Genomic DNA, 14,334 nt, shown 5'->3' on the forward strand with positions numbered 1-14,334 from the left:
AAATATCTATCAATAGAAAGACTTGTTTACTATTTCTTTGGTCATAAATTGACTAGGTAAGCTTAATTGATAAATTAAAAAATCAGGGAAATATTAACGAATTTTGACGGCTGTCCCTGTGGCTGTAATTACTAATAAAACCCCAGATTGATCAACATTAATTGTGCCGGTGTCAACGGCGATACCAATGACAGCATCTGCGCCTAAACGTTGCGCTCTTTGTTCTAATTCTTCCATTGCTTTTCGTTGTCCTTCTTCAAATAACCGCTCGTAGCTACCGGTGCGTCCACCAACAATATCTCGAATACTCGCTAAAAAATCTCGTAAGAAATTGCTACCATAGACAACTTCTGCTGTCACAATACCTAGATATGATTGAATTACAGCGCCTTGAATAACATCAGTAGTAGTTAGAAGCATAAATTTAATAAAAAGAAGGACTAAGCCATATTTTGATTTTCAGTTTTACCTTATGCACTTGCAATCTGCTCTGGCTGTGGTAAGGTTTCTGACAATTTAAAAATAACATATATTATATAGTTAGTCATAAGTGAGATGGAAATTTATGAAATTCTGGGTCAATCAAGATATTTGCATGATTATTTGTCCTTATTGCTTGGCGAAGGTATTAATTCATTGCTATAATGGTGTGTCAAGTTATTTAATAAATTACTAATATTCTGTGAATGTGAATAAATACGCATTACAAAAAGAGATATTTTTGTTTTAATGTACAAATAAAAATAATTTAACAGACTGTAGGAAATTTTACTATGTACAAAAAAACATCATTTGTGTTAACTGTCTTATTATTAGGATGTTTTGTTACTAGTACACCTGTAGTAGCACAAACCGATGTATTAGTTGCACAAGCTAAGAATTCAGAGTTGAAAAATTTGATAGAAGAGGGAAAAAGACTGGTAGATTCTGGAGATTATAATGAAGCGATCGCTGTTTATCAAAGAGCAGCAAAGTTAGATCCCAGAAATGCCAGAATTCATGCAGGTATTGGCTATTTATATACACAACAAGGGAATTTTCCTTTAGCTTTAGCTGCTTATCGGCGAGCGATCGCTATTAATCCTAATAGTAGTGATTTTTACTATGCTGTTGGTTATATAAAAAGTAACACCAGAGATAACAAGGGCGCAAAAGAAGCTTATCGTCGTGCTATCCAATTGAATCGTAATAATATCAACGCTTATCTAGGATTAGGAGTTGCTCAAACTAGTTTAGGTGATTATAAAGCAGCTATGTGGGCTTATGAACAAGCAATTAATCTTGATAGAAATAATCCCCGTATCTATGAATTAATGGGTACAATGTTCAAGCAGCGACGACAAACTACACAAGCAAATAGTGTTCTTAGAAAAGCATTAGATTTGTATCGCCGGGGAAATGATACAGAAGGAGTAGGACGGGTACAAACAATGCTGGGACAAATAGGTGGTTAGATGTAGTTATCAAAATATCTAACTCAAATTGCTGTGATTTTATTCCACATTCCGCATTTCAATAAATAGTATGAAGTGCGGAATGTTTACTTTAGCTGAGGCTTTTAGTTAAACTATAGTGCGATCGCATTTTTAACCCAAAATCCAAATTATATTGTCCAATACATAGTGATAATTTATGTGCTAAATTAACTCTGTTCGTTCACATTATCCCTTTATTTGAAACAATATGTCAATTGCTGAGAAATTTCGTTGGGACAAAATAGACGACGAGCAATTTGAAGAACTCGTATTTACAGTTTTAAGATCAGCAAACCCACTACAAATTAAATGGCGAAAAGGACCAGGAGATAAGGGAAGAGATATCCAAGTACAGTTTCGTCGGCAAGGTGCGCTTGGAGATGAAGTTAATGAAACATATTTTGTCGAAGTAAAGCACTATCAATCAGGGGTTTCTCCTAGTGCTTTTGAAGGTTCATTAGCATGGGCATCGGCCGAGCAGCCAGATGTTATGTTGATTGTTGTTTCAAGCCATTTAACTACGCCATGTCGTGATTGGCTTGAAGCTTGGCAACGAAATAACCCTAAAATTCGGGTTCCTCCCCCTTGGGAACGAAAGGAAATCGAAAATGAAATTTTAAAAAGCTCTGATGCTAGGGAATTAGCAATATCTTTTGGGTTATTGCCGTCATTCATACATGATTTGCTTCTGCCTAATCCTGAAACGTTTCGGACAAGCGAAGATACAACTAGATTATCGATGGAGTATCGTTACTGGATTACTGAAGAGGAAGTTGAGGAAATAGGGTATGTTGTTGATCTGCTTAGTAGATTAGAATGTACGATTGTAGATGAGTGCGGCTCACACAAATATTTTGAAGATGTTTGTCTTGCTATCCCAAATTGGTCTACCTTTTTAACACTCTTACAATCACAACTTAGATTGCAGATTGCTATTAGAGATTACCTTTTTGCGTTAAACAGCGATGTTCCTGCTGACAGTATAAACAGTTTAGCCCAAAAAATTAAAGAATGTGTTGAATTAGTTCGACAAATTGGCGATGCTGCTTATCATATAGATTAAATCTTGACATCGGTAGAATAAGATATTAGGTGGCGGTAGAGAGTGCGATCGCATTTAAATATTACGCTTCCGGAGCAATCCCTAAAGCACGTAATTGTGCAGTCAATCGCTTTGCTGTGGGGATGAAATGCTATTCCTCTTTTTCCTCGATTAAGTTATAATCTATTTAAAGAAACTCAAATAAATTAAGAGAAGCTAGATTATGGTGACATTAGAAGAGGCAATTTTAACTGTTAATCAACTTCCTTTTGAACAAAGAGAAATGTTATTAGAAATTATTAAAAATCAAATGATTGAATCTCGTCGTGAAGAAATTGCTGAAGATGCAAAAAAAGCGATTTCAGCCTTTCACCGAGGAGAGTTAAAATCTCAACCTATGGAGAGTATTATTGTTGAATTACAGGCAAGTTTAACAGAAGATTAATGAGAGAATTAGTTTTAACACCTAAATTTAAACGAGCATTTCGCAAATTTGTCAAACGCGATCCTCAACTTGAGACAAAAATTATTCAAACATTAGAACTAATGCAAGAAGATGTTTTTGCTTCTCAATTAAGCACTCATTCATTACAAGGAAAATTATTAGGACTAAAAGCTTGTTCTTGTGGTTACGACTGTCGAATTTTGTTTACTTTAGAAATTGATGAAAATAATACAGAAGAAGTGATTGTTTTACTTGATATTGGTAATCATGATGAAGTTTATTAGTCTGATAGCTTATTTGGTGGTAAAAGGGTGATCGATCATCTGTCTCTACTCCCGTTAAATCCAAAATCATCATCATCATTACATTTAATTTAATATTACGCTTCTGGTTCAATTCCCAAAGCACGTAATTGTGCAGACAAACGATTTGCTCTTTCTTCACCAGTTAATAATAAATTACCTTGCAAATCCCACCACCGCAACCAGTGTAAATCCATATTCTGATATTCACCTTGCCATAAACCCAACTCAATACCTATAGGTGTAATTGAATAATGTCCCCTTTCATTTGCTGACAATAACTGATATTGTCCACCAATTAATTCATAAACTTCTACACTTGCTTTATTCACTTCATAAATGCCATAAAAAGCGGGTTTAATGACTTGTTCATAAATCCAGAATTTACCTTTCCAAGGCGTTTTATCTCGCTCTTCTGAACCATTACCAGAAACAAATTCTAACACAATTAATGGCGAAATATATTCTAACCAACGCACATAAGAACGTCGGATTTTACCATCTAGTAAAGGTGGGACATTAGGTATATAAAACCAGTCGGGAGCTAGTGCGCCAATTTTTGGTGGCTCGGTAATGCGCCAATAAATAGCACTATTTTGACCTATGATATATTGCCGATCTGGATGACGTTTATGTAATACAGACTTAATGGAATCAGTTAGTAGAATGCTTTGGGGATGTGCCTGGAAATTTTTTACAAAAGTACCGTTAGATTCTGGTAGTTGGGTATGATCTGGAAGAGAGGTTTCTGGGTAAGGGCGTAAGTCTGGATCTTCCTGGACATCAGTTATAAAAGTCATATACCCTCGCGCTGGAAGAGGTTTGTTTTAGTTTAGCAAAATTAGCAATATTAAGAGACAACTACTGAAGTTAAATATGCGTGATTTCAAAAGCCTTGTAGAGACGTTCCATGGAACATCTCTACTAAATTCATAATTTAAGCTGTTTTCCCTCTAACTAACTTTCTCCACCCCCGCTAAATCCAAAATCGGTGCAATCAAATCTTCCCGCTTCACCGCCATCAGATGCACACCCTGACACAATCCCCGCGCAATTTGCACTTGTTCAGCGGCAATTTTCATGCCTTCTTCGAGGGGATGTTTCGCTTTTGCTAATCTCTCAATAATGTGTTCAGGAATATTCACACCGGGAACAGCCTTATTAATAAATTGGGCATTTTTTGCCGATTTCAAGAGAAAAATTCCCGCTAAAATTGGTTTATTGTAACCGACGGCAATTTTATCCATGAACTTTTCTAATATTTCAAAATCAGTAATTAATTGACTTTGAAAAAATTGCGCCCCGGCTGCTATTTTCTTTTCAAACCGACTTTGCAAACCTGACCAACTTTTAGATTGGGGATCTACTGCTGCACCTGCAAATAAATCTAATGCCCCATCAGTGAGAGGTTTTTCATTAAAATCAACGCCCTGATTCATGTTTCTAATTAACTGCAATAACCGCACAGCTTCCAAATCAAAAACAGGTTTTGCATCAGGATGATCACCGGCTTTTACAGGGTCGCCAGTTAAAGCTAAAATGTTGCGGATACCCAAAGCATGAGCGCCCATTAAATCTGCTTGTATTCCGATTCTATTGCGATCGCGGCAAGCAAACTGACAAATCGGCTCAATACCATTCTGCAATAAAATTACCGAGGCTACCAACGAAGACATCCGCATTACGGCACGGCTACCATCGGTAATATTGACAGCATGAACCCTTCCCTTAAGAGTCGCTGCCATTTCGATAGTATGGGTGGGATCTCCGCCCTTGGGAGGTGCAACTTCGGCGGTAATTAAAAAGTCACCCTTTTGGGCGGCTTTGCGGAAGTTATTAAAAGCACTGGAGCTATGGGTATCCGGCATAATGTAATCCTGGTCGGTTTTCTAATAGGGTAAAACAAATTACACCTAAAAGCCTAAACCTTAAAGAGGAACGGTGAAACCCAAAGCAGCTTTCACATCTGCTAGAGTCTGATTAGCGATCGCTCTGGCTTTCTCTCCACCATCCCGCAATACAGAGTCTAAATAACCTTTATCGGTCATTACCTCCTGATATTTGTCTTGAATTGGCTTTAAAGCATGAATCGCTGTTTCTGTCAACAATGGTTTAAATTGTCCCCAACCCATATCTGCACATTCCGCTGCTACATCTTCCTTAGTTTTTCCCGACAGCAGCATATACAAAGTTAACAGGTTATGGCATTCTGGACGATCTACATCATCAAAGGTTAAACCCCTCACCAAGTCAGTTTTACAGCGTTTAATCTTCTTCGTAATCTCCTCTGGTGAATCTAAAACATTAATGCGGCTTAATTCTGAAGGATCTGATTTTGACATTTTCCGAGTTCCATCTGTCAAACTCATCACCCTTGCACCTTCTTTTCTAATTAAAGGATCTGGTAATTTTAATACTGGTGCTTTTTTCGCAAATTGATGATTAAAGCGATTGACGATATCCCGCGTTAGTTCTAAATGTTGCTTTTGATCTTCACCTACAGGCACTTTATCAGCTTGATAAAGCAGAATATCCGCCGCCATGAGTACGGGATAATCTAACAAACCAACACCGACATTTTCCCCTTGTTTAACGGCTTTTTCTTTAAACTGGATCATATCTTGCAACCAGTTCAGGGGAGTAATGCAATTTAGCAACCAGGTAAGTTCACTGTGTGCGGAAACATGAGACTGGACAAAAATACTAGAATGCTGTAAATCAATGCCACAAGCTAAATATAAAGCCGCAATGTTGTAAGTATCAGCCGCTAAAGTGGCGGGGTTATGTGGTACAGTGATGGCGTGTAAATCTACCACACAAAAGAAATTATCATACTGGTCTTGAATTTCTACCCAGTTGCGAATCGCACCTAAATAGTTTCCTAAGTGTAAGTTACCAGTTGGTTGAACTCCCGACAAAACGCGCTGCTTACCCATAATTATCCGTTAGTTATCTCTTCTTCCCCGCTTTCTCAATGGGGCAGTTACAAGACTCATTTTAGTAGTCATTGGGGATTAGTGATGGGATTAATGAAAAGTATCTTTTGTCTTTTTCCGATTTTTGCCAGACATTTATTAACAATTAATAATTTTACACACCACCTAGTCAAGCCATTATTCAGCTAAATAAGTAGGATTTATTTTGAAAAAAACTGCTAAATCTTGAGTTTGTTGTTCTGTTAATTGGCGTTTACCATTAAGAATATCTAAAACTATGGACTCACTTTCTAAGACAGAAACTAAATCTTTGGGTTGCAGATTAGATTCTTCTAGTAAAGCTTGAAGGAGTGCAATACCTTTTAGAGGAGGTATTATTTCATGTTGTTGTTCATAATCATAAACAAGAGTACCAAGAACCTGAAGATAGTCTCGATCATCTTGTGTAATATTTCTTTGATCCAAAATAGAATTAATTTGATTTTGCGTAGCAATTAATTCATCTTCATTGGTAATTGGTCGTGGCGGAAATGTGTTAATTAGCTTGATATAGTAGTTACTAGGAGTTTTTAAACCAGTTGTCATTTTTCCAATTCTCCTTATCGTATTCAGAATGAGTGAGTACAGCACGGATAAATAAAAGTTGATATTCGTAATCTATATAGGTTATCAGCCGATAATGATTACCTTTGATATTAAAAATAGTCCAATTACCCACTAAGTCTGCTGATGGAAAAATTTGTCTAACATCATTAAAAGTTTCCAATTGAGAATCAGATATGCGCTGATACCATAGTAAAAGTCCTGATTCAGCCTGGGAGTGCTTTTCCCAAAAGTCTCTAAGTATTTTTTTGCTAATAACACGCATTAAGTTAACACAACAACATTATAGCTATTTTCAGGTAAATTTACCATATATTTTGTTTCATGTTTCAGTCGCAGATAAATTTTGTTTACTACTCTGTTTCTGATCCCTACTTCACTGATTTCTTTTCTTAAAGATAAAACTAAAAGAATCTGTATCTTTAGAGAGATAAAAACTAACTAACCCAGCTTTTATAGTTCAAGACTAAATGGGTTTTGAACTTAAATAAATATAGAGGCAGATGATTGATGAAAGCCTTATTAATCTGGCCAATAATGCCTAATTCCTTCTGGTCTTACCAGGAAACCCTTAATTTGGCTAATTTGCGGGCTACAAACCCGCCATTGGGTTTAATTACGGTTGCAGCGATATTACCCAGTGATTGGGAATTCAGATTGAGCGATCGCAATATCAGTCTAGAAACAGATGCAGATTGGGAATGGTGCGATATTGTGATCATCTCTGCAATGATTATTCAAAAACAAGATTTTGGCGAATTAATTAGGAAAGGTAAAAAGTTAGGTAAAAAGGTCGCAGTAGGTGGACCATTTGCCACATCTGTGCCAGAATTTGTTTTAGAAGCAGGAGCAGATTATTTAATTTTAGATGAAGGGGAAATCACCATTCCCATGTTTTTAGAGGCGTTAGAAAAGGGTGAAGAAAAGGGAATTTTTCGCGCTACAGAAAAACCAGATGTCACCACAACTCCTTTACCCCGATTTGATTTATTAGATTTAAATGCTTATACAGCAATGACTGTGCAGTTTTCACGGGGTTGTCCATTCCAGTGTGAATTTTGCGATATTATTACGCTTTTTGGTCGCAAACCCCGGACGAAAACACCTGAACAAATTCTTGCAGAATTAGATGTATTATATCAGATGGGTTGGTGGCGTTATGTATTCATAGTTGATGATAACTTTATTGGCAATAAACGTAATGCTAAAGTCTTTTTAAGGGAATTAATTCCTTGGATGGAAAAACGTAATTATCCTTTTGCGTTATTAACAGAAGCTTCTTTGAATTTAGCGGAAGATGATGAATTATTAGAATTGATGGTAAAAGCTGGTTTTGTTCAAGTATTTATGGGGATTGAAACTCCTGATGTAGATAGTCTAATCGGCATTAATAAACCACAAAATACTCGGAATTCCTTAGTGGAATCTTGCAATAAAATTACTAAAGCCGGATTACAAATTATGTCTGGTTTTATTTTGGGATTTGATGGGGAAAAACCAGGTGCAGGTAAACGAATTCAAGAGTTTGTAGAAGAAACCTGTATTCCCCAAGCTCATCTAAATTTACTCCAAGCTTTACCCAATACGGCTATGTGGACTCGTCTGCAAAAAGAAGGACGGTTAATGGATGGATTAGGTGAATTTGTCGGTTCTCAAAAAGCTTTGATGAATTTTGTTCCGACTCGACCAATGTCGCAAATTGCTGAGGAGTTTATTGAAACTTTTTGGAATTTATATGAACCTATGCCATATCTGAAACGGACGTTTAAACATTTTATGATGATGGAAGGTTGGCGGGCTAAATATGAAAGAACTTTAACTAAACCAGAGTTCCAATTTTTAATGTCTATTTGTTGGCGACAAGGGGTATTACGTTCTACACGGTTTGTTTTTTGGCAGCAATTAATAACAATGGCAGGGCGTAAACCTCATCTATTATATGATTATTTAATTGCTTTAGGTACAGGCGAACATTTTTTCAAGTTCCGTCATGAGGTGAAGGCAGAAATAGAATCGGAATTAGCAGAATTACAGCAACAGGAACGGCAACAAAAAGCCATTAGTTTAGAGTTAGAAACTGTGAATTGATTTGGTGTTGCCTAATGGCGGTATAATTTATATTTCGCGCAAAGAGACAAAGGGGCAAAGGCGCAAAGTTGAAAATTTGGAATTTTCCAATTTCGGCGTTGCTGATAGCCTGCGTGGCGATAGCCATATTAGGGTATGAAATTCAAAAATCAATGATTTCAAACTCTTACTCTCTGTAGACTCTGCGCCTCTGCGTGAAACAAAATCATACTCTTAATCAGCAACGCCCAATATCGCTATCGCTGTTAATTTAAAGGACTTACACAACTCGGCACAGGTGAAAAGATAGAGACTTTCCATGGAAGGTCTCTAGATTCTTTTCTGGAGATGTCTACTATAATTAGAAATTGGGTGTTTTTGTGTGCTAAATGAAATTTATTGGTATTGATTTGGGCTGGAAGTCTCAACCAAGTGGACTATGCTGTTTAGAATTAAGAGATGGAAAACTGCAATTACTGGATTTAGATCGCCAAGACTCTATTGCAGATATCCTGACTTGGATTGATAAAAGTGTAAAATTAGACGAATCTGCTATTGTGGCTGTTGATGCCCCAACGCTGATACCCAATGCGACTGGAAGTCGTTTACCTGATAAACTTAGTCATAAATATTTTGGGAAATATCATGCTGGTTGCTATCCAGCCAACCAAAATTTAGCCTTTGCAGAACGGACAATTAATTTTGGTTTAGAATTAGAATCTCGTGGCTTTGCCCATGCTCCCACTATTGAACCACAAAAGCTGGGAAGATATCAAATCGAGGTTTTTCCGCACCCAGCCATAGTTAACTTATTTAATTTACAACGAATTCTCAAATATAAAAAGGGACGACTGAGCGATCGCCAATTAGAACTGATTAAACTATATAATTACATTCTAGAAGTCTTACCATCTATCTCTCCTCATCTACATCTATCTGCGTTTATCTGTGGTCAATTTCCCCATACAGGTGCAAAACTCAAAGAAACAGAAGATAAACTCGATAGCCTCATTTGCGCTTATGTAGCCGCTTACTGGTGGTATTGGGGGACACAACGCAACCTAGTATTAGGTGATGATACCACTGGCTATATTGTTATCCCACAGAGAATTTCAGAGGTTGATAGATAATTGGTGATTGGTAATTGGTGATTGGTAATTGGGAAACTTATTTCTGCTCCCCTGCTCCCCTGCTCCCCTGCTCCCTAACTCCCTTGTAGAGACGTTCCATGGAACGCCTCTACGCAATGATCTTATTCAGCCCAAGCGATTAACCTGGGTTCATAAGGACTAGAGAGGTATTGATTGCGAGGTAAAACACGCAAAGACATACCTTGCAAACCAGAAATAGTGTAAGTGATATTTGCCGTATAAACACTTAAACCTTCTGGATCAGATCCTTGGTAATCCATGACGACAGGGATAGCATTGACAATATCACCATTGGCATCAATAGAACCTTGATAGAGTTCTACTTGAACATCATCATTTTCAAAGTTGCTAAATCAACCTTAGCTTTTACCGCTACAGTTTGATTAACTTCAATATCTGATGCTGCGGATACGTCAACATCCTTGATTTTGATGTTAAACCAATGTTCCCCTAGTTTCGCTTTCCAAGCGGCTAATTCCTTGGCTGGGGCATAATTATCAACAGTGAGGGTATGATAGCGATCGCTCGCCGGGAAATAAGCCCTAACTGCATATTCTCGCACCATCCGGGCTGTATTAAAGAAAGGACAATTCAAGCGAATTGCATCCTTCATTTTTGCCACCCAAGGACGAGGTAAGCCATCACCATCACGATGATCATAGAATAAGGGAACAACTTCCTTTTCTAGTAACTCATAAAGAGCATTAGCTTCTACTTCATCTTGGTAATTGGGATCTTCGTAATTTTCCCCATGGCCAATTGCCCAACCAGTGCGGACATAATCAGCTTCATCCCACCAGCCATCAAGTACACTTAAGTTTGGTAAACCATTCATTGCGGCTTTCATGCCACTTGTACCAGAAGCTTCACGGGGACGACGGGGGGTATTTAACCAGATATCACAACCTGCTACCATCAAGCGAGCGATGTGAATATCGTAGTTAGGAACAAACACCACTTGTTTTTCTAAGTGTTGTTCATGGATAAAGTGATTAATATCCCGGATTAATTCTTTCCCCGGAATATCTTTAGGGTGGGCTTTCCCAGCAATGACAAACTGCACCTTGCGGTTTTTATTCCCTAGCAAAATCCGCTTGATTCTATCCAAATCACGCATCCATAAGGTAGCGCGTTTGTATGTGGCAAAGCGACGGGCAAAACCAATAGTTAAAACGTTAGGATCAAGAACTTCCTGGGCTTGGGCAATTTCCGAGGCCGAAGCACCGCGATCGCGTAAATGCTTCACTAAATGTTCTCGGACATACAAAACCATATCCAAGCGGCAGCGTTCATGGTTGCGCCATAATTCCTCATCAGGAATCCCATCCATTCGTTCCCACAATTGGTTATCTGGTGGTGCTGATGACCAGTTTGGACCAAGATAGCGATCGTATAATTCCTGAGTAGATTTACTCACACAACTGCGAGCATGAACCCCGTTAGTAATAGCGGTAATTGGCACTTCTTCCACAGGAACTTTTTGCCACAAACCCTGGAACATCTGCCGGGAGACAACACCATGCAATTGTGCCACACCATTGGAGAATGTCGCCATCTTCAGGGCTAAAACTGCCATACTGAAGGGGCTAGACAAATCACCAGTATTTTCTCTTCCCAAACCTAAAAATTGCTCTTTAGGTAAACCAAAGATATCTGCGTAGTAACCCAGATAATACAAAATCTTATCAGGGGCAAATAAGTCAATACCAGCGGGTACGGGAGTGTGAGTAGTGAAGATATTGCTAGAGGATACTACCTGTCTAGCTTGTCTGTAACTCAGTCCTTCTTCCTGAATCAGAATCCGAATCCGTTCTAAAGCCGAGAAGGCCGCATGACCTTCATTCATGTGGTAAGCTGTCACCTCATAACCCAAGGCTTTCAGCATTTGCACTCCACCTATGCCCAGCATAATTTCCTGGTGGATACGCATATCTATATCACCACCATACAATTGATCGGTGATGTCGTGGTCGTAAGCCTTATTGGGTTCGATATTGGTATCAAGCATATACAGGGGTACTGTCCCTACTTGGACACGCCACACTCGTGCATATACCTTGCGTCCTGGATAATCTACCGCAATTCGCAGTTCTGTACCATCAGGATTCCGTTCTAAATGCAAGGGCATATTATAGAAATCATTGATGGGATAGCGTTCCTGTTGCCAACCATCAGCATTAAGATACTGAGCAAAGTAGCCTTGTTGGTACAGTAACCCTACGCCTACCAGCGGTAATCCCAAATCACTAGCCGATTTAAGGTGATCTCCTGCTAGTACGCCCAAACCACCTGAGTACACAGGTAAACAATCTACTAACCCAAATTCAGCCGAAAAATAGGCGTAACATTCTTTGGTTTGTTGATTTCTTTGTTTTTTATACCAAGTGCGCTCTTGCAAATAATCTTCTAATTGCCGCGCGGCTCGATCTACTTGTGCTAAAAAGCCTTCATCTTCGACAACTTCTAGCAGCCGCTTTTGGCTGATTGTTCCCAGCATTAAGACTGGATTATGATGGCTTGATTCCCACAAGTCAGGATCTAAGCGCCGAAATAAGTCTTTGCTCTCAACATTCCAATCAAAGTGAAGATTGTATGCCAGTTTCCGCAAAGGTTCTAGCCTGGATGGTAGTGAAGGAGATACGTTAAAAGTGCGAATTGGCTGCATAGTTTAGAAAAACTTTTAAGTTCAGCTATGGTTATTGTTTACTGTTTTTACTTAATGTTGCCAACTCTTTATACTATGTTTGTGAATTTTTGATGACTTTGTTAAGAATTGATAATCATTTAATTGTCTAGATAGACATTACGCCAATAGCTTTCATGAGTCTAGGGGTTTTCCTAAGTTATTACCAAAGCTTTAGTAAAATTTAATTATGTGTCCTTTGGTTAGGCAATATAGCAATACCAAGGGTGGGTGTACTTCTATCACAGGGAACAGGCTGGAAAGTCTGTGTGTATCATTTAGTTGATATCCCAACCAGCTTTATAGTTGCTGTATTTCGGGAAAAGCGATCGCTAAAAACTTAGATTAAATATGTAGCATTTTTACTGCCAATTAACAATCATGACAGTATTTACCCCCAATGTGCTGTAGTTATCCGGATCTAATCTTCCCCTATCCGGATATTCAGAAATATCTTTACTGAATTTGTTTATGAATTCACAAAATTAGAGAATGTTTGAAAGTTTTGGGCGCTACGACACAAGCCAAGAGTTTGCAACCCACGAAGGTGGGTTTTGTCTGTGTAGCTACGACTTCTAGTCGCCAGGGCTAATTAAAAAAAATGTCCCACCAATTAAAAATATGCTATGCTTAAAAGCAATTGTTTTTAATTAACAATTATGTAATTAAAAGTGTAATTTAGTTAGCCTATAAATCATCTTTGTGCAACATGATTAGAGCCATATACTCTAGAAAATTTTTACAAGAAAGCCGTCACAGCAATCGGGGGAGTGCTGTCTTGTTTGCACCAATGGTGAATTTTAATGTAATGGCAGACGTTGGTGATAATCCACCTTAAATTTATTTATAAGTAGTAGTGCCAAAAAATGCACATTTTGGCAAGTAAACAGAGAACATAACAAGATTACAAAGATTCCTCTGCTTCTAAAAAATGTAAGTAGGCAAGTTTAATTAAAAGCAAGATAGAAAAGGTATCTAAAACTCTTATCAATCAATGGCTTGATCAGATATTGAACCTGCTCGATTATCTTATAATTAATTTTGCTGAGGTACGTATAGAGTATTCTAACTGAAAAATGATTCAGAAGTATCATTTTGTGCGCGGAGCGTGGCAGATGAATTCTCTGTTATCATGCCAACTAAGTAGGTAGGTGGGAAAACTTATAACTATGTCATTGCGAGTGGAACGGAGTGGAACGAAGCAATCCCAAGAGTTTTGGGTAATTTACAGTTCGTTACATAGTTGGGTTGATTAGCATCTACCTACTTATAGCCATCTAAAATGCAGTGTAGTCAAAAATCTCCAAGATGCTAAACGGAGTAAAGCATGACTGGGTATTTTATTTCTTGAAACACTCTTCAACAATGGACAATTGGTTAATTTTGTTTAAAATTTCTTTTTTGCAAGATAAACAGCAAAAAACCTTTCCTTATTTTCAATCTTCTACCATTGCCAGATAGGTAATTGAAAATGATAAATTGATAAGTTTTTCTTCCGCTTGTTACCAAAATACACAACTGTATCTATAGTTGCATCAAAAACTTTTCAATTTTGTCAATGTACTCTTATTGTTCCATACTTGTTGATTCTTACTAGTACAAAACGGCAAAAATCAACTACCAATCTCAC

General features: G+C 37.9%; 13 protein-coding genes and 1 pseudogene. 7 read left to right on the top strand and 7 right to left on the bottom strand.

Annotated elements, in window-relative coordinates:
* Nucleotides 1-93: 93 nt before the first annotated feature.
* Nucleotides 94-420, bottom strand: a complete 327-nt coding sequence (locus FJR38_RS13020; RefSeq protein WP_168498549.1) for a YbjQ family protein — start codon at nucleotides 418-420, stop codon at nucleotides 94-96.
* Between the two features lie 353 nt (nucleotides 421-773).
* On the opposite strand from FJR38_RS13020, the gene FJR38_RS13025 reads away from it, so the two are divergent.
* The 4 genes from FJR38_RS13025 (at nucleotide 774) to FJR38_RS13040 (ending at nucleotide 3,246) form a co-directional block, all read left to right on the top strand.
* Nucleotides 774-1,454, top strand: a complete 681-nt coding sequence (locus FJR38_RS13025; protein ID WP_168537451.1) for a tetratricopeptide repeat protein — start codon at nucleotides 774-776, stop codon at nucleotides 1,452-1,454.
* A gap of 229 nt (nucleotides 1,455-1,683) precedes the next feature.
* Nucleotides 1,684-2,538 carry a restriction endonuclease gene (locus tag FJR38_RS13030; protein WP_168537453.1) on the top strand — a complete coding sequence of 285 codons (855 nt, stop codon included), beginning with the start codon at nucleotides 1,684-1,686 and terminating at the stop codon, nucleotides 2,536-2,538.
* Nucleotides 2,539-2,740: 202 nt separating this feature from the next.
* Nucleotides 2,741-2,962 carry a hypothetical protein gene (locus FJR38_RS13035; protein WP_168537455.1) on the top strand — a complete coding sequence of 74 codons (222 nt, stop codon included), beginning with the start codon at nucleotides 2,741-2,743 and terminating at the stop codon, nucleotides 2,960-2,962.
* Nucleotides 2,962-3,246, top strand: a complete 285-nt coding sequence (locus tag FJR38_RS13040) for a type II toxin-antitoxin system mRNA interferase toxin, RelE/StbE family (RefSeq protein ID WP_168537457.1) — start codon at nucleotides 2,962-2,964, stop codon at nucleotides 3,244-3,246. The genes FJR38_RS13035 and FJR38_RS13040 overlap by 1 nt, the downstream gene beginning before the upstream one ends.
* Nucleotides 3,247-3,341: 95 nt before the next feature.
* On the opposite strand, the gene FJR38_RS13045 is transcribed toward FJR38_RS13040, so the two are convergent.
* The 5 genes from FJR38_RS13045 to FJR38_RS13065 form a co-directional block, all read right to left on the bottom strand.
* Entirely contained in the window at nucleotides 3,342-4,064 is a 723-nt protein-coding gene (locus FJR38_RS13045) for a Uma2 family endonuclease (RefSeq protein ID WP_168537459.1), read from the bottom strand.
* 153 nt (nucleotides 4,065-4,217) lie between these two features.
* Nucleotides 4,218-5,132, bottom strand: a complete 915-nt coding sequence (locus FJR38_RS13050) for a methylenetetrahydrofolate reductase (RefSeq protein ID WP_168537461.1) — start codon at nucleotides 5,130-5,132, stop codon at nucleotides 4,218-4,220.
* 60 nt (nucleotides 5,133-5,192) lie between these two features.
* Complete coding sequence (trpS, locus tag FJR38_RS13055) at nucleotides 5,193-6,200, bottom strand: tryptophan--tRNA ligase (protein WP_168537463.1); 1,008 nt, start codon at nucleotides 6,198-6,200, stop codon at nucleotides 5,193-5,195.
* Nucleotides 6,201-6,377: 177 nt separating this feature from the next.
* Nucleotides 6,378-6,785, bottom strand: a complete 408-nt coding sequence (locus FJR38_RS13060) for a type II toxin-antitoxin system HigA family antitoxin (protein ID WP_168537465.1) — start codon at nucleotides 6,783-6,785, stop codon at nucleotides 6,378-6,380.
* Entirely contained in the window at nucleotides 6,760-7,068 is a 309-nt protein-coding gene (locus FJR38_RS13065; RefSeq protein WP_168537467.1) for a type II toxin-antitoxin system HigB family toxin, read from the bottom strand. The genes FJR38_RS13060 and FJR38_RS13065 overlap by 26 nt, the downstream gene beginning before the upstream one ends.
* A 245-nt stretch (nucleotides 7,069-7,313) precedes the next feature.
* Between FJR38_RS13065 and FJR38_RS13070 the strand changes: the two genes are divergently transcribed.
* Entirely contained in the window at nucleotides 7,314-8,891 is a 1,578-nt protein-coding gene (locus tag FJR38_RS13070) for a B12-binding domain-containing radical SAM protein (RefSeq protein WP_168498528.1), read from the top strand.
* Between the two features lie 368 nt (nucleotides 8,892-9,259).
* On the top strand, nucleotides 9,260-10,000 hold the full coding sequence (locus FJR38_RS13075; protein ID WP_168537469.1) for a DUF429 domain-containing protein: 741 nt from the start codon (nucleotides 9,260-9,262) through the stop codon (nucleotides 9,998-10,000).
* Between the two features lie 122 nt (nucleotides 10,001-10,122).
* Here the strand turns inward: FJR38_RS13075 and glgP are convergent.
* Nucleotides 10,123-12,686: pseudogene (glgP, locus tag FJR38_RS13080) on the bottom strand (alpha-glucan family phosphorylase).
* A gap of 727 nt (nucleotides 12,687-13,413) precedes the next feature.
* Here glgP and FJR38_RS29020 point away from each other — a divergent pair.
* Entirely contained in the window at nucleotides 13,414-13,542 is a 129-nt protein-coding gene (locus FJR38_RS29020; RefSeq protein WP_256366805.1) for a hypothetical protein, read from the top strand.
* Nucleotides 13,543-14,334: the final 792 nt, after the last annotated feature.

The sequence above is a fragment of the Anabaena sp. UHCC 0253 genome (genome assembly GCF_009712085.1).
Lineage (GTDB): Bacteria > Cyanobacteriota > Cyanobacteriia > Cyanobacteriales > Nostocaceae > Dolichospermum.

Coding starts and splice junctions, on each gene's coding strand:
- FJR38_RS13060 (WP_168537465.1), bottom strand. CDS start 6,785: ATGACAACTGGTTTAAAAACTCCTAGTAACTACTATATCAAGCTAATT.
- FJR38_RS13030 (WP_168537453.1), top strand. CDS start 1,684: ATGTCAATTGCTGAGAAATTTCGTTGGGACAAAATAGACGACGAGCAA.
- FJR38_RS13035 (WP_168537455.1), top strand. CDS start 2,741: ATGGTGACATTAGAAGAGGCAATTTTAACTGTTAATCAACTTCCTTTT.
- FJR38_RS13025 (WP_168537451.1), top strand. CDS start 774: ATGTACAAAAAAACATCATTTGTGTTAACTGTCTTATTATTAGGATGT.
- FJR38_RS13070 (WP_168498528.1), top strand. CDS start 7,314: ATGAAAGCCTTATTAATCTGGCCAATAATGCCTAATTCCTTCTGGTCT.
- FJR38_RS13040 (WP_168537457.1), top strand. CDS start 2,962: ATGAGAGAATTAGTTTTAACACCTAAATTTAAACGAGCATTTCGCAAA.
- FJR38_RS13045 (WP_168537459.1), bottom strand. CDS start 4,064: ATGACTTTTATAACTGATGTCCAGGAAGATCCAGACTTACGCCCTTAC.
- FJR38_RS13065 (WP_168537467.1), bottom strand. CDS start 7,068: ATGCGTGTTATTAGCAAAAAAATACTTAGAGACTTTTGGGAAAAGCAC.
- FJR38_RS13050 (WP_168537461.1), bottom strand. CDS start 5,132: ATGCCGGATACCCATAGCTCCAGTGCTTTTAATAACTTCCGCAAAGCC.
- FJR38_RS13075 (WP_168537469.1), top strand. CDS start 9,260: ATGAAATTTATTGGTATTGATTTGGGCTGGAAGTCTCAACCAAGTGGA.
- trpS (WP_168537463.1), bottom strand. CDS start 6,200: ATGGGTAAGCAGCGCGTTTTGTCGGGAGTTCAACCAACTGGTAACTTA.
- FJR38_RS13020 (WP_168498549.1), bottom strand. CDS start 420: ATGCTTCTAACTACTACTGATGTTATTCAAGGCGCTGTAATTCAATCA.
- FJR38_RS29020 (WP_256366805.1), top strand. CDS start 13,414: ATGATTAGAGCCATATACTCTAGAAAATTTTTACAAGAAAGCCGTCAC.